Here is a 20,105-nt window from a genome sequence, read left to right as displayed (position 1 = left end):
AGGTCGCTGAGAGGCTGGATCGCCAGGCGTCAGAGGAGTTTCTTGCGGCGTACGGCGGAGGCGGCGAGTCCGCGCAGGGTGTCGCGGCCGAGCTCTTTGATCTCCGGCGGCGCGGCCGTGGTCGCCCAGCTCATGAAGTGGATCATCTGCCGCGGCGAGGGGAAGATGTACCGCTCGTCGCGGTTCTTCCAGCCGAACGGATGCGGGACGATGTCGGACTCCTGGATCATCGTGAAGATCCGGTCCGCGGCCGCGTCCCCGTCGAGCTCGCCGACCTCGTACTTCTCGCAGACCTCGACGGTCGTGTCGATGATGCGCTTGAACTTGTCGCTCTCCGGCCACCAAAGGCCGGTGTGCGGCGCCTTCTCGAGCTCCTTGAAGTGGTCGTCGTTGTCGCCGTCGAGGCGGTAACGCATCAGCGAACGGGTGAGCCGCATGGTCGCCGGCGTCGTCGCGAATCCCCAGACCCGGAAGACGGCGTCCCACAGCTTGAAGTGCGAGAAGGCGATGAACGAGCAGTTGACGATGTCGTCGTGGTAGTCGAGCAGCCGCTGCTCGAGGTGCTCGACGAACTCGAACCGCTCGACCGAGAAGTCGTCGTCCTCCAGGGCGTCCAGCAGGCGCCAGGCGAGCGAGTTGATGACCTCGGCGGTGTTCGACAGGCCGCGCGAGAAGAGCGGGTCGATGAATCCCGCGGCATGCGCCATGAGGCACCAGCGGTAGCCGATCGACTTCTTCGAGGAGTACTGCAGCCGTGGCGTCGACACCCATTCACGCACCCTGCGGGCATTCGTGAACTGACGCTTGACCGCCGGGAAGCGGTCGAGCCAGTAATTGAACTCCTCTTCCGGAGTCATGTCGTCGGGCTTGGGATAGAGCCGTTCGTCGAACGTCAGGCCGACGCTGCACAGCGGATTGCGCGAGAGCTTGTAATTGTCGAACGGGATGATCCAGAACCAGCCGCGCTCGAACATGTGGTGCATCGTGCCCTCGTGCCAGGGCACGGGCGGCCGCTCGGCCTTGGGATGGCCGCTCACGTCGTCGAACGGCGTGACGCCGATCATGTGGGTGAACATCGACCGCGAGTGGTGCTTCAGGCGCGACGGCTTCTCGCGCAGGTCGAACTTCTCGGCCAGCGGCGACCGGAACCCGCTGGCGTCGACGACGTACCGGGCCCGGAGCCGCTCGCCGTTCTGGCCGACGACCGTGACGCCGTCGTCGTCGAAGTCGACGTCCGTCGCCCGCCACTGCTGGCGCGTGTCGCAACCGTACTTGGCGGCGACCTGGAACATGTACGCGTCGCTGTCCTGGCGGAACAGGTGGCTGGCCTCGGTCAGCGTCTTGGGGATGACGAACTGGTTCGACTCGCGCGGGTCCGGCTCCTCGCCGGGCCGGTGCACCATGAAGCCGAAGTGGCGCTTGACCCCGAAGGTGTTGCTGACCTGCTCGTTGATCGTCTTCACGTCGCAGAGCGCCGCGATCTCCGGTACGTCGTAGCGGACCGCGAGGATCTGCAGAAACGCGGCGAACTGCGGGATCATCGACTCGCCGACCGCGAACCTCGGGTGCGTGGCCGCGTCGACGAGGACGACCTTCCACCCCTTCCGGGCCAGGATCGCGCCCAGCATCGAGCCGGCGATGCCCGATCCGAGGATCACGACGTCGCACTCATGGGTCTTGGCGGACACCAGAGCTCATCTCCCTTCTGAGACTGTGTCGGACATCGGGCGTCAGACCCGGCCGTGGGCGACGAGCATCGCGCCGCACATGAAGAAGAGGCCCTCGTCATGGCGGCGGCGCAGATCGTCGTCCCAGGCCTGCGCCTGCTCCGCGGAGATGACCCCTTCGGCCGCGAGGAGCTTGGCCGCGCGGCCGAGCCCCGTCATCGCGTCGGCGGCCTCGAGGGCGGTCATCACCACGGGGAGGACGGCCACCTGGACGTCCTTGACGCCTGCGGACCGCAGGAGCCGGGGTCCCTGCCGGGCGACCCACGGGTTGGCGATGTAGTCGAACCAGCGCGCCAGGACGGTACGGGTCGTCTCCCGGTCCTCGGCGTCGGGCGCCCACATGCCGTGGTCGAGGTCCGCGACCAGCACCGTTCCGCCGGGCTTGGTCACGCGGACGAGCTCGGCCACGACGCGGGACGGATCGGCCACGTGCTGCAGGACCCGCTCGGACCGGGCGCTGTCGAAGGTGTCGTCCGGGAACGCGGGCTCGTGAGCGTCCCCGACGACGAACTCGGCAGGCAGGCCGCGCTCGACGGCCTGCTTGCGCGCCGCGTCGACCATCACCGTGCTGTTGTCCATCCCGACGACCCAGCCGTCGGGACCCACGTGCTCGGCGACGGCGAGGACGTCCACGCCGGTGCCGCAGCCCACGTCCAGGATCCGCTGCCCGGGCCGGGGGTCGAGCAGGCGGTGCAGGGCACGCTTGACCGCGGCCAGATCCGCGGCCATGCGTTCCAGGTATTCCGGAAAGGCACCGCTGTTAGAAGTCTTGTCGACGTCGTCGAATCCCGTTTCACGCTGCTCGAACTGATCGAAAATGGAGGTCATGGGCAGCTCCCGTTTCGGCATTGCCCATATCATGGCGAGCAGCGATTAATTCTTGATTAGGGGAGAAATAGGCGACCGTCGCCGATCCGGCGAAGCGCCGGCCGCGCCCCGTCACCGGAAATACGAAAAGGCCGGGGCGGTCACACCCCGGCCTTTTCACTCGGCGCCGGCACGGACGACGGCGTCACCCGTCCCGTCCGCCTGCCGGCGACCGCCCGGGCGGCCGGCCCCTCCCCTGGATCCGCCACCGTGGCGGACCCTCTCACCTCCGACCGGCCGCCCGGACGCCACTCCCCCCTCGACGCCGCCGCGATCCCGCTCGCCTTCCTCAGATCATCGCGGTGCCACCGTCGACGAGCATGTACTCGCCGGTCAGGTACGACGCGTGGTCCGACGCCAGGAAGGCGATCACCTCGGCGACGTCCTCGGGCGTGCCGTTGCGCCGCAGGGCGGCGCGTTCGGCCGCCGCACGCCGCGCCGCCTCCGGCATCCGCTCGCCGATCGGGCTGAGGATCAGTCCCGGGCCCACGCCGTTCACCCGGATGCCCCGGGGGCCGACCTCGCGGGCGAGGGTCTTGACCGCCGCCTCGACGCCGGACTTGGCGAGCGCGAGCGCGAGGAAGCCGGCGGCCTGGCGACGGGCCAGCGCGGCCCCCACCATCACGATGGACCCGCTCCCCCGTTCGAGGAACCCGGGCAGCACCGCCTTGACCGGGTGGAAGATCGCCTTCAGCTGGCGCTCCGCGACGAACGCGACGTCCTCCCAGGCGAGATCGACCGTCGGCGCGATCCGCGCCTCGTGGCCACGGACGCCCGCGGCGTTGAGGACGAGGACGTCGAGCGCGCCGAGCCGTGCCTCGGTCTCCTCCACCATGGATCTGGTCTGCGCCTCGTCGGTCACGTCCGCCTGGACGGCCATCGCCCGGGCGCCCGCCGACGCCAGTTCCTCGGCGAGTTCCTCGGCGCGGTCCTTGGACCGTTGATAGTTGACGGCCACGGCGGCACCGCGCGCCGCGAGCAGCCGCGCGGTGGCCGCGCCGATTCCGCTGCTGGCGCCGGTGACCAGCGCGACCTTGCCCGCGAACGGCGGGGCGTACATCTCGGTCATGGGACGGCCTCCCTCTCAGTGACCGTGCATCTCGCCGCTGGTCCGGCGAGGCAGGAAGAAGACGAGCAGGAACGTCCCGGCGAACACCGCGATCTGGTAGTAGAGGCTCGGCACGAGGGAGTCGGAGAAGTCCCGCCGCTGCACCTCGGGCCGTACCTTCTCCACCGACGCCCGTACGGCGCCCATGGCCTGCGGGTCGAGCCCGGCGGCCATCTTCCCGCAGCTCGGCGGGGTCTGGGTCGGGTCCTTGGCGTGGGCGACGTCGTGGTAGCAGACCTTGAAGCCGGTCACGACCCCCTCGATCGCCGGCGCGGGCACGCCGGCCGTCTGCAGTTCCTGGCGCAGCTTGGGCACGCCGGCCGCCACGGCCTCGTCCGACCGGTCGGCGAGCTGGCCGAAGAAGATCAGGCCGATCACGGCGACGCCGACCGCGCCCGCGACCTGACCGGCGGTGTTCAGCACGCCGGTGGCCGAGCCGGTGTCGTCGTTGCGCACGCCGGTGAGGATGAGGTCGTTGAGGGTCGCGATCAGCAGGCCGAGCCCGACGCCGAACACCACGAACGACGGCGTCAGCCGGCCCGTCGTGAGGTCGGCGGTCTTGTCGTGCACCGTGACCATGAGCCAGACGAGCCCCGCGACGCAGATCAGGCAGCCGAGCTGGACGACCATGCGGCCGATCTTCGGCGCGAGCCGCACGGCGAGCCCGGAGCCGACGAAGGAGGCGCCGGCGAGCGGGAGGAAGGTCAGGCCGGTGTGCAGCGGCGTGTAGTTCCACCCCGCCTGCAGGAAGATCGTCAGTACGAGGAAGACCGACGCGATCGCGGTCCAGAACAGCAGGCTGACGAAGAGTCCCGCGCTGAAGGCGCGCTGGCGGAAGAGCCGCAGCTCGATCAGCGGGCTGCCGTTCTTCCGCTTTCTGGCCTGCTGCCAGAGGACGAAGGCGACGAAGACCGGGATCGAGGCCGCCATGGAGATCCACGTCCATGCGGGCCAGCCGGCGTCGCGGCCCTGGATCACCGGGTACACCAGCAGGACCAGCGCGGCGGTGACGAGCAGCACGCCGAGCAGGTCGAGCCGGACCCGCTCGGTCGCGCGCGACTCCTTGACGAGCGAGGGCGCGAGCGCCACCGCGATCACCCCGACCGGAAGGTTGATGAGGAAGATCGTCCGCCAGTCCCAGCCGAAGAGGTTCGCGTCCACGAGGACGCCGCCGAGCAGCGGACCGGCGATGCCGGAGAGGCCGGCCATCGCGCCGAACGCGCCGAATACGGCGGCCCGCTTGTCCTCCGGGAAGGAGACATGCATGATCGCGAGGACCTGCGGGAACATCACCGAGGCCGCGAGACCCTGGATCACCCGGGAGGCGATGAGCATGTCCGGGCCGGTCGCAAGCCCGCACAGCAGCGACGCCAGGGTGAACGCCACCACGCCCGTCATGAACATGCGTTTGCGCCCGAAGATGTCACCGAGGCGGCCCCCGGTGATCATCCCGGCGGCGAAGGCGAGCTGATAGCCCGCGAGGGTCCACTGGATCTGGGCGTACGTCGCGTCGATGTCCTTCTGGATCGCCGGGATGGCGACGCTGACGACGCTGACGTCCAGCAGTTCCATGAAGGCGGCCAGAAGGATGACGATGAGGCCGATCCACGCCTTGGCGTCCATCGGCCCCGGCTCTGAGACGCTGCGCGCCGAGTCGGTGCTCAGCGCCGATTCACCGGCTACCACGGCGGTTCTCCCGTCGAGTGAGATTCTGAGGTAAACTACTTAGCAAGCTAACTAGTTTGTTGTGGCGCGTCAAGGCCGGTACCGAACGCCGGCGGCGATGGACCAGAATCGACCTCGGGGCGTCAACGCGGGAGTTGAGAGATGCGAGACGACGAAGACATGGCTACGGGCGCCAGGCACACGCTGGGCCGCCAGCTGAACTTCGCGGCCAAGGCGGCGCGCGGCTACATGGAGCAGCACCTGGCGACCGCCGGTTCGAGCTTCGCCGTCTGGACGGCGCTGTTCGCGCTGAAGGCGAAGGGCCCGCTGATCCAGCGGGAGCTCGCCGACATGCTCGGCGTCGAGGGCCCCACGCTGACCCGGCACCTGGCGCGCATGGAGGCCGAGGGCCTGATCGTGCGCCGCCGTACCAGCTCCGACCGCCGGGCCGCCGTCGTCGACATGACCGACGCGGGCCGGCAGATGTTCGAACGGCTGTCCGCCGTGGTCAGCGCGAGCGGCGAGCACGTCCTCGACGGCTTCTCCCCCGAGGAGATCGACCAGTTCGTTGGGTACCTGACCCGGGTGATCCGCAACGTCGAGACCTTCTCCCCCGCCCGCCGCCACACACCCGTGCACAGCTGACCGTGGCCCTGACCGGCCGGGTGCCCCCAGCCGGTCAGGGCCACGGTCCGCGCCGCCCAGCAGGTACGACGGACGGCCACCGCCCCGATCGGCGCCATCCGACCGCCGTCATCGCCACGGCCCACGCCAGCCGGCGCGTTCGACGAACGGCGTTCGCCTCGTTCGGCAGCGCCTGACCGGCCTCTGCGGCGCATGCGCGTCCTCCCCCAGGCCGCGCGCGTCCGCGAGACAGAGGTGCCCGTGGTGCTGACCGTCGCCGGCACGCAGGCCCCGCTCGTCCCGGGTCACTCGTCGGTGATGCGGCAGCTGCCGATGCTGCGGCCGACAGGGCGTCACGCCGGCTCTCCGGGCTACTCGTCGGTGATGCGGCAGATGAGGGTTCCGGCCGACAGGGCGTCGCCCGCGGCCGCCGCCAGGTCGCGGACGACGCCGGCGCGGTGCGCGGGCACCGGCTGCTCCATCTTCATCGCCTCGATGACCAGCACGAGCCCGCCCGCCTCGACACGCTCGCCCTCGGCCACCGCCACCTTGACGACGGAGCCCTGCATCGGGCTCAGCAGGTCGTTCCCGGCCGGTGCCCCGACCGCCCGGACCGTGGCGCCGCCGCGCGGGCCCACGCTCCGCAGCGGACGGCGCGCGGCCGCCGGCGCGGCGGCCACTGCCAACTCCGGGACGACGATCTCGAAGCGGCGTCCGTCCACCTCGACGGTGAGGTGCTCCCGCCCCGGTCGCTCGGGCAGGTCCTCGGCCTCCGGCACGGGGCTCGCCGGGATCCGGCCGGCGAACTCCTCTTCGATCCAGCGGGTGTACACGCGGAACGGCGCGTCGGTGAAGGCCGGTTCCCCGGCGACCGCCCGGTGGAACGGCAGCACTGTCGCCAGGCCGTCCACCTCGAACTCGGCCAGGGCCCGCCGGGCGCGCTCGAGGGCCTGGGCGCGGTCGCGACCCGAGACGATGAGCTTGGCGAGCATCGAGTCGAACTCGCGCGGGACCGCGCTCCCCTCCGTCGCCCCGGAGTCGACCCGGACGCCCGGGCCCGACGGCGGGACCCAGTGGGTCACGACGCCGGGCTGGGGCAGGAAGTTCCGGCCCGGGTCCTCGGCGTTGATCCGGAACTCGATCGCGTGCCCGCGCGCCGGCGGGTCGTCGTACCCGAGTTCTTCGCCGGCCGCGATGCGCAGTTGCTCCCGTACGAGGTCGAGGCCGGTGACCTCCTCGCTGACCGGGTGCTCGACCTGCAGCCGGGTGTTGACCTCCAGGAAGCTGATCGCGCCGTCCGCGCCGACGAGGAACTCACACGTCCCCGCGCCGACGTAGCCCGCCTCCCGCAGGATCGCCTTCGAGGCGGCGTACAGGCGCTCGGTCTGGTCGGCGGTGAGGAACGGCGCCGGCGCCTCCTCCACCAGCTTCTGGTGCCGGCGCTGCAGGGTGCAGTCACGCGTGGACACGACGACGACGTTGCCGTGGACGTCGGCCAGGCACTGGGTCTCGACGTGGCGCGGCCGGTCGAGGTACCGCTCGACGAAGCACTCGGCGCGCCCGAACGCCGTCACGGCCTCCCGGGTGGCCGAGGCGAACAGCTCCGGGATCTCCTCGATCGTCCAGGCGACCTTCAGGCCACGGCCGCCGCCGCCGAAGGCCGCCTTGATGGCGACCGGCAGGCCGTGCTCGCGGGCGAAGGCCGCCACCGCCTCCGGGTCGGCGAGGGCGTCCGGCGAGCCGGCGACCATGGGCGCGCCGACCCGGCCGGCCAGGGCCCGCGCGGCGAGCTTGTCCCCCACCGCGCGCATCGCGGCGGGCGGCGGCCCGATCCATGTCAGCCCGGCGGCGACGACCGCCTCGGCGAACTCGGCGCTCTCGGAGAGGAAGCCGTACCCGGGGTGGACGGCGTCCGCTCCGGAGCGGACGGCGACCGCCAGGATCCGCTCGATGTTCAGGTAGGTGTCCGCGACGGCGGACCCGCCCAGCGCGTACGCCTCGTCGGCGAGGCGCGGATGGACGGCCTCGCGGTCCTGGTCGGCGTACACCGCGACACTGGCGATCCCGGCGTCGCGGCAGGCACGCGCCACCCGTACGGCGATCTCTCCCCGGTTCGCGATCAGCACCTTGCGCACGTTCGGCTCCTCAGGTCCAGGCGAACGCCGCGCCGCAGACGGCGGCGGCGAAGCCCGCGGCGGCGAACAGCGTCCGGAGGCGGTTCGCGCGAGCCCAGCGCTCGCGCAGCCGTGGCCAGTCGTCCGGCAGGCCGTCGGCGGCCCAGGCGTCGATCCGGCGGTTCATCGGCACGTTGCGCAGCTCCGAGACCAGGGCGACGCCGACGATGCCGGCGGCCGCGAGGCCGAAGGCGACCCGCGCCGGGGCCGGGCCGGCCACGGCGACGAGCACGACGCCCAGTGCCAGCACCACGCGGTTCACGCGGGGCATCAGCGGATCGAACCCCGGATCCAGCAGGCGGTGCACCTCGACCCAGCGGTCGCCGCGCAGCGCGCACAGCATCGGCACCATCGCCATCTCGACGGCGAGCAGGACGCCGGCCAGCGATCCGGTGCCGAGCAGGAACAGGCCGATCAGTACGGCGCGCACCATGCCATGTCCTCCCGCTCAGAAGTCCGTGTCGAGCATCAGCGAGTAGCTCTGGCGGAAGGCGAACGTGTCGAAGGTCGCGCGCATGAAGGCGTTGCGCAGGCCGCACACCAGCGCGCTGCGCGGACGCCCCATCGCGCCGATCCACCAGGAGGTGTTCACCATGTCCGCGGTCCGGGCGCGGCGGCGCTCCTCGTACTCCCGCAGCGCGCGGACCGGGTCGTCCGCGCCCGCCGCCAGCGTCCGGCCGAGGACGACCGCGCTCTCGATGCCCTGTCCGGCGCCCTGGCTGAGGTTGAGGGTCATCGGGTGCGCGGCGTCGCCGACGAGCGTGACCCGGCCGTGGCCCCACGTCTCGCCCGGCGGCCGGTCGAAGATCTCGATGGGCAGGATGGCGTCCTCGTCGGTCGACTCGATCACCTGCGGGATCGGGGCCGGCCAGTCGCGGTAGCCCTCGGCGAGGACGGCCCGCTTCCCGGACCGTACGGTGTCGAACCGGTCGCGGACCCGATCGCTCGTGATGGCGTCCCAGTAGACCTCGTGCTCGTTCAGCCGGCAGTACAGGAAGCGCAGGCCCCGGCCCCACAGGTTGAAGAACGTCCCGGTCGGGACCAGGTCCTCGCCGGGCAGCCGGGTAATGGCCTGCCAGGCGGTGTACCCGGCGTGACGCGGCGGCGCCTCGTGCCAGCGGCGCAGCGCGCCGCGGACCGTGGAGCGCAGCCCGTCCGCACCGATGAGGACGTCGCCGCGCACGCTGCGGCCGTCCTCGAAGTAGGCGGTGACCCCGTCGTCGTCCTGCTCGAAGGAGGCGAGGCGGGCGCCGAGGTGGACGCCGTCACCCGCCTCCTCCATCAATATGGTGTTCAGCGCCGAGCGGCGCAGCGCGATGGCCGGGGCTCCGCAGCTCTCCGTCTTCGGGTCGATCCGCCAGCGGGCGAGACGGCGCCCGCCGGCGGACCGGAACTCGTGCAATCGGATCGGTTCCCCCACGGCCGCCACCCGGCCGTCCAGGCCGATCCGGCGCAGCGCGAGGATCGCGTTGTGCCAGAGCATGAAGCCGCCGCCGGTCAGCAGGCGGCTCGGCTCGTCGCGCCGTTCGAACACCTCGGCCTTCACGCCTTCCCGGCGCAACGCGATGGCCGTCGTCAGGCCGGCGATCCCGGCGCCCACGACGATCACCCGATCGGCTCCCGCTCCAGGCATCGCTTCCCTCCGGGTACGGATCAGGCCGGCTGGCTGTCGAGAGTCGCGCGGACGTCGAAGATCTTGCGGGTGATCCCGCCGTCGGCCCAGTAGGGGTACATCGGCTCCGCCATCCGCCGGTGCACGGGGTCGTCCTCCCAGCGGCGGAAGGCCTCCTCGCTCTCCCACTCGGCCAGGAGGGTGTACAGGGCCGGGTCGTCGGTGTCCCGCAGCAGCTGGTCGCGCAGGTGCCCGGGGGTGCCGCGTACGGTGGCGGTCACCTGGCGGTAGGCCTCCTCGAAGGCCTGCCGGTGCTCTTCCCTGATGGTCGCGTGGACCATGATGCGGACGGTCATGACTGTCGTTTCCTTCCGTTCTCGCCGACGGTGTCGAGCTCGCGTACGTCGAGCTCGCGCACACCGTCGAGGACCGTCTTCTGGGCGAACTCGCGCAACGGCGTCAGCGCCGCGCTGAGCGCCTGCCGGACCGGGCTGTGCTCGAAGTCGTCGAGGTGGCGGGTGCTCTCCCAGTCCGCCATGATCACGTAGGTCCTCGGCTCGTCCTGCTCGCGCATGAGAAACTGGCCGAGGTGACCGGCGTACCCGCTGATCTCGATCGCGGCCTGCGCCCAGACCTCCTCGAAGGACCGCTCGCAGCCCTCCCGGACCCGCATCTTGAGCACGGTGCGCACCATGCCGATCTCCCTTCTAGATGCCGCCGTCGACGTCGAGGGTCGCGCCGGTGATGTACGACGCCGCGCCGCTCGCCAGGAACAGCACGGCCTGGGCGATCTCCTCGGGCCGTCCGATGCGCCCCAGAGGGATCATTTCGTGGTACTTCGCCCGCCCCTCGTCGCTGACGGCGCCCATCTGGTCCGTCTCGATCAGGCCGGACGCGATCGCGTTGATCCGGACGCCGCGCGGGCCGAACTCCTTGCACAGCGCGCGGGTCAGGCCCATCACCGCCGCCTTGGAGGCCACGTAGTGGGCGGCGGCCGGCATGCCGTGCCGTGCGACGGCCGAGGTGATGTTCACGACCGACGCGCCCGGCGCGAACCGCGGCAGCGCCTTCCTGATCGTGTGGTACATCCCGGTGAGGTTGGTGTCGACCACCCGCCGCCACTCGTCCGGACCGAGGTGGTCCAGCGGCAGGTGGCTGATGACACCGGCGTTGTTGACGAGCAGGTCGACGGGGCCGAAGCGCTCGTACGCCTGGTCGACGAGCCGCTCGACCTGCGCCTCGTCGGCGACGTCGCAGCGGGCGATGAGGTGGTCGGCGCCCAGTCCGGCGAGGTCGTCGGCGAGGGAGCCGACGTCGTCGCTGTCCCGGACGTGACAGGTGGTGACCGTGACGCCCTGCCGGGCGAGGGCGAGCACCGTCGCCCGCCCGATGCCGCGGCTGCCGCCGGTGAGGATCGCGTGCTTGCCCTTGAGCTCGAAGTCCATGTGCTTCCGTCTCCTCGGTGGGGTGGGGTACGGCTACGCGACGCCGGCCCAGTCGTCGCGGGGCCGCTGCCAGGAGCACGCGCTTCCCGGAACCTCCGGCCGCCAGCGGACGGGCCGCGCGGCGTCGGCCCGCTCGGCCCGCCTCCCGCGCGTGACCGTCAGCAGTGCGGCCGTCAGCGCGGCCAGTTCCTCGGGGGTGGGCCGCCCGGCGACGACGCTGAAGAAGGGCCGCTGCCCGCCGCTCACCGGACCTCCACGCGGACGTCCCGGGCCGCCTTCTCGACGATCTCCCTGATCCGGGCCATCTGGACGGTGGTGTTGAGGTTGATCCGCTCGGTCATCTGCGCGTCGTCGACGGGCGCGTCCGGCTTCATGTGGAAGTCCTGCACCCAGCGCATCTCGACGCCGCCCTCGACGTCGCGGTAGGTCCAGCGGATGTTCATGTACTCGAACGGCCCGGTCTCCACGCGGCGGGCGGTCACGGCCCGGCCGGCGCGGTCCGGCGTCCGCTCGGAGACCCAGCTCCACACGGTGCCGTTCTCGTCGGGGTACATCGAGAGGCGGAACCGCAGGGTGTCTCCCCGGCGCTCCAGCACGGTCGCCTCGGCGTACTCGCTGAACAGCGTCGGCCACGACGGCACGTCGTTCGTCATGGCCCACACCAGGTCGAACGGCGCGTTGATGACGATCGCGTTGTCGGTGTGCCCCGCAGCAGGCGCGGTAGTGGCGACCGCCTCCTCCACCGCCGTCATCAGGTCGGGGAAGGTCCTGCACTCCTCGACGTCGACGCCGAGCGCCACGCCGTACTGCTTCTCGAGCGAGGCGATGACGCTGAGCAGCCCGAGCGAGTCCACGTCGAGTTCCTCGAAGGTGACGGTGGGCCGGCGTTCCACCTCCCCCATGTCGATCTCCACGCCCGTGGAGGCGCGGACGAGTTCACCGAGTTCGGTGAGTGTCGGTGTCGTCGGCATCTGCGGTATCCCTTCGCGGTGAGTCGGGTCGGGGCCGGTCACGCGGCCCGGACCACCAGTGCGGCGTTGAATCCGTCGAATCCGCGGGCCACGAGCAGGGCCGTACGGACCGTTCCGTGCCTGGCCTCGCGCACCAGGTCGATGTCGCAGCCGGGGGCGAGGCGCGATCCGCCGTACGTCGGCGGGACGACGCCGTCCCGGATCGCCAGCAGCGCGGCGACCACGTCCAGCGGCGGGCCGCCCGCGTAGAGGCGTCCGTACAGGGTCTTGGGCGCCGTGACCGGCACCCCGCGCGGCCCGAACACCGAGGTGAGGGCCTCGGCCTCGCGCCGGTCCTGGTCGGGGACGCCCGCGCCGTCGGCGAAGACGACGTCGACGTCGGCGGCGTCCACTCCGGCGTCGGCGAGCGCGCCCTCGATCGCGCGGGCCAGTGTGGGCGGCCGGCCGGAGCCGGGCCGCGGGTCGAACGTCGCGGAGTACCCGGCGATCTCGCCGTACACGCGGGCCCCGCGCGCCCGCGCGTGCTCCTCGTTCTCGACGACGAGGATGGCGCCGCCCTCGCCGGGCACGTGACCGCAGGCGTCGACGTCGAACGGCAGGTACGCGCGGGCAGGGTCGTCGACGGTGCTGAGCAGCCCGGACGTCAGCTGGCAGGTCAGCGCGTACGGGCCGACGGGCGCCTCGGTGCCCCCGGTGAGGACCACGTCGGCGTCACGCCGCAGCGCGCGCCGGGCCTGGCCGAGAGCGTCGAGACCGCCGGCCTGCTCGGTGACGAGCACCCCGCACGGGCCCTTCATCCCGTTCTTGATCGACAGCTGTCCGGTCGTGGCCGCGTAGAACCACGCGATGGACTGGAACGGGCCGACCGACCGGGGGCCCTCGCTCCAGAGGGCCTGGATCTCCCGCTGCCCGAACTCGTTCCCGCCCGACGAGCTCGCGGTGATCACCGCCATGTCGTACGCCGGGAGCTCGGCCGGGACGAGGCCGGCGTCGGCGAGCGCCCGGTCGCCGGCGACCAGGGCCAGCTGGGTCCACCGGTCGGTCTGCACGTTCAGCCGCGGCTCGCAGTCCTCGCCGTCCCGCAGCGGGACGAGACCCGCGATCCGGACGGGGAAGTCCTCGGCGTTGAACCGGCTGATCCGCCGCAGCCCGCTCACCCCGGCCAGCGTCGACGCCCAGAACTCCCTTGTGTCGGCGCCGTTCGGGGCCACCGCCGCCAGGCCGGTGACGAGGGCGCGGCCCGGCTCACGCACCGGTGGTCACCGCCTCCGGCCGCGCGAGCAGCATGGCCGTCTGGAACCCGCCGAACCCGCTGCCCACGCTGAGCACGACGTCGCTGCGGTGCCGCCGCGCGACGCGGGGCACGTAGTCGAGGTCCAGCTCCGGGTCCTGCTCGCGGAGGTTGGCGGTCGGCGGCACGATGCCGTACTCGATGGCCAGCGCCGACGCCGCGATCTCGATGGCGCCGATGGCGCCGAGCGAATGCCCGACCATCGACTTGATCGAGCTCATCGGGATCTCGTGCGCGCGCGGGCCCAGGGCGGCCTTGACCGCGGCGGTCTCGTGCCGGTCGTTCTGCTTGGTGCCGGAGCCGTGCGCGTTGACGTAGTCGACGTCCTCCGGCACCACGCCGGCCCGGTCCATGGCCACGCGGATGGCCTCGGCCATCTCCGAGCCGTGCCGCGTCAGGCCGGTCATGTGGTACGCGTTGCTCCGCTGCGCGTACCCGGCGATCTCGCAGTAGACATGCGCGCCGCGCCGGCGCGCCGCCTCGGCGTCCTCGAGGACGAACACCGCCGCACCCTCACCGAGGACGAACCCGTCGCGATTCGCGTCGAACGGCCGGGAGGCGTGCTCGGGGTCGTCGTTGTTGGGCGAGGTGGCCTTGATGGCGTCGAAGCACGCCACCGTGATCGGCGAGATCGGGGCATCCGTCGCGCCTGCGATGACGACGTCAGCGGTGCCCTCCTCGATGAGCTGCGCGCCGTGCGCGACGGCGTCTAGGCCCGACGTGCAGCCGGTCGAGATCACGCTCGCGGGCCCCTCCGCCCCGCACTCCCACGCCACCTCGGTCGCGATCGTGCTGGGGATCAGCGCGCGGTACAGGTGGGGCGAGGCCTTGTCCGGGTCGACCACCCAGCGGCGGCCCGAGTCGCTCACCACGACGTACTCCCGCTCGAGAGTGATCGTGTTGCCGACCGCGCTGCCGACGCTGACGCCGATCCGGCCGGGGTCCACCGCCGCCAGGTCGAGCTCGCTGTCCTCGATCGCCTCCCGGGCGCACACCACGGCGAACTGCGCGCAGCGGTCGGTGCGCTCGATCTGCTCCGCCGACAGCCCCTCGGCCGCCGGGTCGAAGTCGCACTCCGCGGCGATGCGCGAGCGGAAGCCCGCCGGGTCGAACAGCGAGATGGTGCGGGTGGCGGTCATGCCCTCGGTGAGCAGCGCCCAGAACGCCTTCGTCCCGACGCCGCCCGGAGCGACGACCCCGATGCCGGTGATGGCGGCCCGCCGCCCCTTCATCGGGCGTCTCCGGCGGGCTCCGGGTACGGCTCGGTGTCGACATGACCCAGCTCCGGGCGGGGCGCGAGCGGCCCCAGGTGGAAGACGACCAGCGCCGGGTACTCCCCGTCGTTCTCCAGGCGGTGCCGCATGTTCTTCGGGATGAAGACGGCCTCGCCCGCCGACACGGGCACCGGGTGGCCGTCGAGCCGGATGATCAGGTGGCCACGGGCGAGGTAGACGAACTCCTCCGAGTAGGGGTGGTAGTGCTCGCTGACGCTCTCGCCCCCGTCGAGCGTCAGCACTCCCATGAACCCGGAGGTCGACTCGACGGTCGCGGGGCTCAAGAGAGTCCGCAGGTCACCGCCGCGCCGGCGGTTGGGTGTCACGTCGCCGGCGGCGATTTTCGCCCAGCCCGTGGTCATCACTGATCTTCCCTTCGGTGGTCCGCCGGTCACAGCGGCTGGTTTCCGTGTTTGCGAACGGGCAGGGACTCCCGCTTCGACCGCAGCACCTCGAGTCCGCGGCAGATGACCGTCCGGGTGTCCCGGGGGTCGATCACGTCGTCGATCAGCCCCCGCTCGGCCGAGTAGTACGGGTGCATGAGGCGGTCCTTGTACTCCGCGACCAGGGACGCCCGGAGCGCGCCGGGGTCGGCGGCCTCCGCGATGCGCCGCCGGTGGATGACGTTGGCCGCGCCCTCGGCGCCCATGACGGCGATCTCGTTGGTGGGCCACGCGAACGACAGGTCGCAGCCGATCGAGCGGGAGTCCATGACGATGTACGCCCCGCCGTACGCCTTGCGCAGGATCACCTGGATGCGCGGCACTGTCGCCTCGCAGTAGGCGTACAGCAGTTTCGCGCCGTGCCGGATGATCCCGCCGCGCTCCTGTTCGACCCCCGGCAGGAAGCCGGGAACGTCGACGAGGGTGATCAGCGGGATGTTGAAGGCGTCGCAGGTCCGTACGAAGCGGGCGGCCTTCTCGGAGGCCTCGATGTCGAGCACGCCGGCGAGCACCGCGGGCTGGTTCGCCACGATGCCGACCGTGCGCCCGCCCATCCGCGCGAGGGCGCAGACGAGGTTGCGCGCCCAGTCGGCGTGCAGTTCGAGGAACTCCCCGTCGTCGACGATCTCGGTGATGACCGCGCGGGCGTCGTACGGCTTGGTCGGCTCCCCGGGGACGATCTCGGTGAGCGCGTCGCACCGCCGGTCGACCGGGTCGGCGGGCAGGTGGCTCTGCGCTTCCTCGCGGTTGTTCTGCGGGAGCAGGGACAGCAGGTCGCGGATCCCTTCGAAACAGGAGTCCTCGTCGTCGTGGACGAACGTCGCCAGGCCCGACACGGCCGAGTGGACGTCGGCGCCGCCGAGCCCCTCCTGCGTGATCTCCTCCCCGGTGACCTCCTGGATCACGTCCGGCCCGGTGAGGAACATGTACGAGATGCCGCGCACCATGAATACGAAATCGGTCAGCGCCGGTGAATAGGACGCGCCTCCGGCGCACGGCCCGAGCATCACACTGATCTGCGGGATCACTCCGGAGGCCCGGACGTTCCGCCGAAATATTCCGCCGTACCCGGCGAGCGCGGTGACCCCTTCCTGAATCCGCGCCCCGGCCCCGTCATTGAGGCCGATCAACGGCGCGCCCACGGATTCGGCCAGATCCATGACCTTGTGAATCTTCTCCGCGTGCGCCTCACCGAGAGAGCCGCCGAAGATGCGGAAATCGTGGGCGTAGAGGAAGACCTTCCGACCGTCGACGGTGCCCCATCCGGTGATGACGCCGTCCGTGTGCGGGCGGCGGTTCTCCAGACCGAATCCGGTGCTCCGGTGCCGGCGGAGCATCTCCAGCTCGGTGAACGATCCGGGGTCGCACAGCCGCTCGATGCGCTCGCGGGCCGTCAGCTTGCCGCGCCGGTGCTGGCGTTCGGTGGCCCCGGGCTCGGGGCCCAGGTAGATCTCCTGCCGGAGCAGGTCAAGCGCGTCCACCCGGTCGATCAGCCAGGCGGCCGACGGCCCCGGCGCGCGCCCGTTCACCGGCTCCGTGCCGCGGGTCACTGTCATGACGACTCCTGCTTCCTGTCCTGGACGCCCGGTCGCTCACCGGGACGCGGACCAGCGGTAGAACTCCTCCGCCATCGCGTCTTTCGGGCTCTTCCAGGTGGGCGGATCGTAGGCGGTCACGAGAGCGGAAAGGCGTTCGTTGATGCCGGTCCACAACGGATTTCCGCGCACCTCGGCCAACGGCGAGGCGAGCGCCTCGTCGCTGTCGATGCAGTGGAAATACAGATCATGGAATCGGTAGAGACGGCGCTCGGCCACACCGAGAAGATGGGGCAATTCCGTGGCGTCGGATTCCTCGAAGGCCTGCCGTACGGCGGCCGCGTTCTCCCGTTTCATCCGGGCGACGATGAGCGTTCGCGCCATCACACCCTCCCTTCGGCGAGAAATCATTGACGAGCTCATCGTGCGGGAAATCGATAAAGCCGAAGTTAAGGTCACGTTAGACATACGGAGGGGGCGCACGGAGGTCGCGACCGCCCTTGACATCCGCCTGCGGACGACTAGTTTGATTACGTAGCTTGCTATCTAGTTGCGGATATCGGTCCGCGGCCGAGCGAGGAAGAACCCATGAGCTCTGACGACATCGACATGACGATGATGCAGGTCAGCCACAATGCGTTCCGGCGAGACCTCGGACACCTGCGGCGCGCGGTGGAGCAGCGCAGCGCCGAGGATCCCGAGCGCCGGCGGGCCGTTCAGAACGGTTGGAGCCTGTTCAAGCTGCAGCTGCACAACCATCACACGAACGAGGACAAGAGCATCTGGCCGCGGATGCGTGCCCGGCTGCGCGACAAGCCGGACGACCTGGGCGTCCTGGACGCCATGGAGGCCGAGCACGACCGGATCGACCCGCTGCTGGCCGCGGTCGACGCGGCCCTCGCCGACGGAACCGCCGACCAGGAGCGGTTCGCGCAGGCGATCGCCGAGCTGGACGACGCGCTCACCGGGCACCTGACCCACGAGGAGCGCGACGCGCTGCCGCTCGTCCCGGTCACGCTGACCTCCGACGAGTGGCAGGAGACCGCCAAGGACATGCGGGACCTGGTCGGCCTCAAGGGCGCGGCGGAGTTCTTCCCGTGGCTCCTGGACGGCGCGCCGGACAAGGACGCCGACGCGATCCTCAAGCTGATGCCCGCGCCCGCGCGGCTGATGTACCGCCGGATGTGGGTCCCCAAGTACGCCAAAGAGCGGCGCTGGGCCTGACCCTGCCGGCCCCGTGCCGATCCCGCCGCCGGTGCCCCCGGCGGCGGTCCGATGGATGGAGCCGATGTGCGTTCCTGGCTGGTCGACATCGACGGTCCGGTTCACGTGGCCGACTTCGGCGGCACCGGACCGACCGTGATCCTGCTGCACGGACTGGGCGGTTCTCACGCCAACTGGCTGCGGGTGGGCGCGCGGCTCGCCCGCATCGGCCGGGTGTTCTGCCCGGACCTGCCGGGGTTCGGGCGCACCCGCCTGGCCGGCCGCGACTCGTCGCTCGAAGCGAACCAGGACGTCGTGAGCCGCCTCATCGACGCCCTGGGAGCGCCGCCCGTGCTCCTCGTCGGGAACTCGATGGGCGCCACCATCGCGCTGCGCGTCGCCGCGGCGCGTCCCGGCGCGGTCGCGGGCCTCGCGCTCATCGCCCCGTGGGCGCCCCTCGCGGGACCGGCCGACCCGGGGATGCGGACGATCCTGCAGAGCCCCTCCGCCGTACGCGCGCTGCTGCGCACCCAGCGCACCCGTCCGCCGGCCACCACGCTGCGGCACCTCATCAGACTCGGCTGCGCCCGCCCGGACCGCATCCCGCCCGAGGTGCTCTCCGCCGCCACCCGGATCGCACGCGATCGGGCGGCGCTGTCCCGCGCGGAGGACGGATTCGGCCCGGCGCTGGCCTCCCTCATGGAGTACACCCAACGGCCGGCGGTCCTGCGGGCGACGGTCGGCGGCATCGAGGTGCCGGCTCTCATCATGCGGGGCACCCGGGATCGCGTCGTCCCGGCGGGAATCATCGACTCCTTGCGCGACATCCGCCCCGACTGGACCTACCACCAGATCGAGGGAGTCGGGCATGTACCGCAGTTCGAGGCACCTGAGGAAGTGGCCCGGATCATCATAGACTGGGCCCTGACAAAGCGCATTACTTCGCTGTCGGCCACATGAGGCCACACAACGAGCAAAAATCGCGTTATAGCCTACTTTCAGCTGGGAAGCCCGGCCGTTCGCGCGATTAACCGGATCGCGTTTGATATGAGTTCGCCAGAGTCGATGAGCAATCTGGGGAAGAAATGTCGGATATTCGCGTTCTCGTTGCGGACGATCGTACCATCACCCGGCACGGCCTCGTCGCGACGCTCCGAGAATATGCGGATTTCGAGGTCGTCGGCGAGGCGGCCGATGTCGCGGACACGGTGCGTAAAACGGAGATGCTGCGGCCGAACGTCATCATCGTCAACGGCGCGGCGGAGCGGGCCGAGCCGAACGAGCTGATGCGGGCGTTGTCGCGGACGTTCGGCAATGGGATACCGGCGGTTCTGATCCTCGTCGACGCACCCGAGGCGCGTTTCTTCCGGGCACAGCATGAGGGCGCGCGGGGGCTGCTGCTCAAACAGTCCAGCACCGACCACCTGTGCACGGCGATCCGCATGATGGCGGCCGGCTACTCCCTCTTCCTGGCCTCGTCGTTCGGCCCCGCGGCGTCCGGTGAGCAGCCGCCCGCGGAGCCGCCCGAGGACCCGGCGAGCCGGCTGTCCGCGCTCACCCCACGGGAGTTCGACGTCCTACGGCAGATCGTGCGGGGATATACGAACGCCGAGATCTCCCGCAGGCTCTGCCTCAGCGAGGGGACCGTCAAATCCCACATTCAGCACATGCTGACCAAGCTGCAGTTGCGGAATCGCGTACACGCCGTGATCTACGCCTTCGAAATCGGGCTCACTCCCGACCCGGAGCCTCTGGACGATCCGTCTCCGAACCCACAACCGGACCAAATTGAGCCCAGATGTCTCGCTCCTCGGGGCTAGGTGGAATGTCCGGGATAAGCCGTTCCGGATGAAGCGGCGCAGGCCCCGCGAGAGGGCCGGCCGACCGCTCGCGCGCCTTCCCCTCCCCCGCGTACACTCCCGGCACCGCGGTCAGGCCGGATCCGGCTCCGAGGAAAATCATGCCTTCGCGAAGAAAACGCGCCACACTTCGCCATCGACCCTTGAGCCAGGACACCGGAAATCCTCTCCATCCTTCGAGGAAGCCGCCTCACTCAGTGTCGCGGATACCGTTTAAGCATGGGTGAAATCCCGGTTGGGCGGCACGCCCCTTCCACAGGAGTCTGACTGTACGGCGAACCGCACCTTACTCCTCCGGTCACGGGCC

22 protein-coding genes are annotated in these 20,105 nt (G+C 71.0%); 4 read left to right on the top strand and 18 right to left on the bottom strand.

The features are described 5' to 3' along the window. Positions 1 to 29 precede the first annotated feature (29 nt). From ABEA24_RS20030 to ABEA24_RS20015, 4 genes are all read right to left on the bottom strand, one after another. Complete coding sequence (locus ABEA24_RS20030; protein ID WP_345432458.1) at positions 30 to 1,688, bottom strand: NAD(P)/FAD-dependent oxidoreductase; 1,659 nt, start codon at positions 1,686 to 1,688, stop codon at positions 30 to 32. Between the two features lie 42 nt (positions 1,689 to 1,730). Beyond that, a complete protein-coding gene (locus ABEA24_RS20025; RefSeq protein ID WP_345432457.1) occupies positions 1,731 to 2,555 on the bottom strand; it encodes a methyltransferase domain-containing protein in 825 nt (274 codons plus the stop codon). A 328-nt stretch (positions 2,556 to 2,883) separates the two neighbouring features. After that, the gene (locus tag ABEA24_RS20020; RefSeq protein ID WP_345432456.1) at positions 2,884 to 3,663 is read right to left on the bottom strand and encodes an SDR family NAD(P)-dependent oxidoreductase; all 780 of its coding nucleotides are present in this window, start codon (positions 3,661 to 3,663) and stop codon (positions 2,884 to 2,886) included. Between the two features lie 15 nt (positions 3,664 to 3,678). Beyond that, a complete protein-coding gene (locus tag ABEA24_RS20015; RefSeq protein ID WP_345432455.1) occupies positions 3,679 to 5,388 on the bottom strand; it encodes an MFS transporter in 1,710 nt (569 codons plus the stop codon). Positions 5,389 to 5,529: 141 nt separating this feature from the next. On the opposite strand from ABEA24_RS20015, the gene ABEA24_RS20010 reads away from it, so the two are divergent. Then, a complete protein-coding gene (locus ABEA24_RS20010; protein ID WP_345432454.1) occupies positions 5,530 to 6,012 on the top strand; it encodes a MarR family winged helix-turn-helix transcriptional regulator in 483 nt (160 codons plus the stop codon). Positions 6,013 to 6,362: 350 nt separating this feature from the next. On the opposite strand, the gene ABEA24_RS20005 is transcribed toward ABEA24_RS20010, so the two are convergent. The 13 genes from ABEA24_RS20005 to ABEA24_RS19945 are packed head-to-tail and all read right to left on the bottom strand — an operon-like array spanning position 6,363 to position 17,120. Then, on the bottom strand, positions 6,363 to 8,126 hold the full coding sequence (locus ABEA24_RS20005; protein ID WP_345432453.1) for an ATP-binding protein: 1,764 nt from the start codon (positions 8,124 to 8,126) through the stop codon (positions 6,363 to 6,365). Between the two features lie 10 nt (positions 8,127 to 8,136). Beyond that, the gene (locus ABEA24_RS20000) at positions 8,137 to 8,598 is read right to left on the bottom strand and encodes an anthrone oxygenase family protein (RefSeq protein WP_345432452.1); all 462 of its coding nucleotides are present in this window, start codon (positions 8,596 to 8,598) and stop codon (positions 8,137 to 8,139) included. Positions 8,599 to 8,613: 15 nt separating this feature from the next. Then, the gene (locus tag ABEA24_RS19995; RefSeq protein ID WP_345432451.1) at positions 8,614 to 9,798 is read right to left on the bottom strand and encodes an FAD-dependent oxidoreductase; all 1,185 of its coding nucleotides are present in this window, start codon (positions 9,796 to 9,798) and stop codon (positions 8,614 to 8,616) included. A gap of 20 nt (positions 9,799 to 9,818) precedes the next feature. Next, positions 9,819 to 10,133 carry an antibiotic biosynthesis monooxygenase family protein gene (locus ABEA24_RS19990; RefSeq protein WP_345432450.1) on the bottom strand — a complete coding sequence of 105 codons (315 nt, stop codon included), beginning with the start codon at positions 10,131 to 10,133 and terminating at the stop codon, positions 9,819 to 9,821. Next, positions 10,130 to 10,471: an antibiotic biosynthesis monooxygenase family protein gene (locus ABEA24_RS19985; protein ID WP_345432449.1), complete on the bottom strand. Its 342-nt coding sequence runs from the start codon at positions 10,469 to 10,471 to the stop codon at positions 10,130 to 10,132. The genes ABEA24_RS19990 and ABEA24_RS19985 overlap by 4 nt, the downstream gene beginning before the upstream one ends. A gap of 13 nt (positions 10,472 to 10,484) precedes the next feature. Further along, entirely contained in the window at positions 10,485 to 11,222 is a 738-nt protein-coding gene (locus ABEA24_RS19980; RefSeq protein WP_345432448.1) for an SDR family NAD(P)-dependent oxidoreductase, read from the bottom strand. Between the two features lie 33 nt (positions 11,223 to 11,255). Further along, positions 11,256 to 11,468 (bottom strand): acyl-CoA carboxylase epsilon subunit, encoded by a 213-nt coding sequence (locus tag ABEA24_RS19975; RefSeq protein ID WP_345432447.1) that lies wholly within the window; start codon positions 11,466 to 11,468, stop codon positions 11,256 to 11,258. After that, a complete protein-coding gene (locus tag ABEA24_RS19970; protein ID WP_345432445.1) occupies positions 11,465 to 12,193 on the bottom strand; it encodes an SRPBCC family protein in 729 nt (242 codons plus the stop codon). Before ABEA24_RS19970 ends, ABEA24_RS19975 begins: the two co-directional genes overlap by 4 nt. Before the next feature lie 38 nt (positions 12,194 to 12,231). Then, the gene (locus tag ABEA24_RS19965) at positions 12,232 to 13,446 is read right to left on the bottom strand and encodes a ketosynthase chain-length factor (protein ID WP_345432443.1); all 1,215 of its coding nucleotides are present in this window, start codon (positions 13,444 to 13,446) and stop codon (positions 12,232 to 12,234) included. Continuing rightward, positions 13,439 to 14,716, bottom strand: a complete 1,278-nt coding sequence (locus tag ABEA24_RS19960) for a beta-ketoacyl-[acyl-carrier-protein] synthase family protein (protein WP_345432442.1) — start codon at positions 14,714 to 14,716, stop codon at positions 13,439 to 13,441. The genes ABEA24_RS19965 and ABEA24_RS19960 overlap by 8 nt, the downstream gene beginning before the upstream one ends. Beyond that, a complete protein-coding gene (locus ABEA24_RS19955; RefSeq protein WP_345432441.1) occupies positions 14,713 to 15,120 on the bottom strand; it encodes a cupin domain-containing protein in 408 nt (135 codons plus the stop codon). The genes ABEA24_RS19960 and ABEA24_RS19955 overlap by 4 nt, the downstream gene beginning before the upstream one ends. Positions 15,121 to 15,149: 29 nt before the next feature. After that, positions 15,150 to 16,757, bottom strand: coding sequence for an acyl-CoA carboxylase subunit beta (locus ABEA24_RS19950; protein ID WP_345432440.1), 1,608 nt, complete (start codon positions 16,755 to 16,757; stop codon positions 15,150 to 15,152). Between the two features lie 36 nt (positions 16,758 to 16,793). Further along, entirely contained in the window at positions 16,794 to 17,120 is a 327-nt protein-coding gene (locus tag ABEA24_RS19945; protein WP_345432439.1) for a TcmI family type II polyketide cyclase, read from the bottom strand. A gap of 204 nt (positions 17,121 to 17,324) precedes the next feature. Between ABEA24_RS19945 and ABEA24_RS19940 the strand changes: the two genes are divergently transcribed. The 3 genes from ABEA24_RS19940 (at position 17,325) to ABEA24_RS19930 (ending at position 19,759) form a co-directional block, all read left to right on the top strand. Continuing rightward, a complete protein-coding gene (locus ABEA24_RS19940) occupies positions 17,325 to 17,960 on the top strand; it encodes a hemerythrin domain-containing protein (RefSeq protein ID WP_345432438.1) in 636 nt (211 codons plus the stop codon). 66 nt (positions 17,961 to 18,026) lie between these two features. Then, entirely contained in the window at positions 18,027 to 18,899 is an 873-nt protein-coding gene (locus tag ABEA24_RS19935) for an alpha/beta fold hydrolase (protein ID WP_345432437.1), read from the top strand. Positions 18,900 to 19,024: 125 nt separating this feature from the next. Further along, complete coding sequence (locus tag ABEA24_RS19930) at positions 19,025 to 19,759, top strand: LuxR C-terminal-related transcriptional regulator (RefSeq protein ID WP_345432436.1); 735 nt, start codon at positions 19,025 to 19,027, stop codon at positions 19,757 to 19,759. Here the strand turns inward: ABEA24_RS19930 and ABEA24_RS53580 are convergent. Beyond that, a complete protein-coding gene (locus ABEA24_RS53580; protein WP_425551215.1) occupies positions 19,671 to 19,901 on the bottom strand; it encodes a DUF6059 family protein in 231 nt (76 codons plus the stop codon). The two genes, ABEA24_RS19930 and ABEA24_RS53580, sit on opposite strands and share 89 nt — an antisense overlap. Between the last annotated feature and the right edge of the window lie 204 nt (positions 19,902 to 20,105).

The organism is Actinoallomurus vinaceus (assembly GCF_039542055.1).
In the GTDB taxonomy this organism is placed as follows: Bacteria; Actinomycetota; Actinomycetes; order Streptosporangiales; family Streptosporangiaceae; genus Actinoallomurus; species Actinoallomurus vinaceus.
This window is presented reverse-complemented; position numbering and strand designations above follow the sequence as displayed.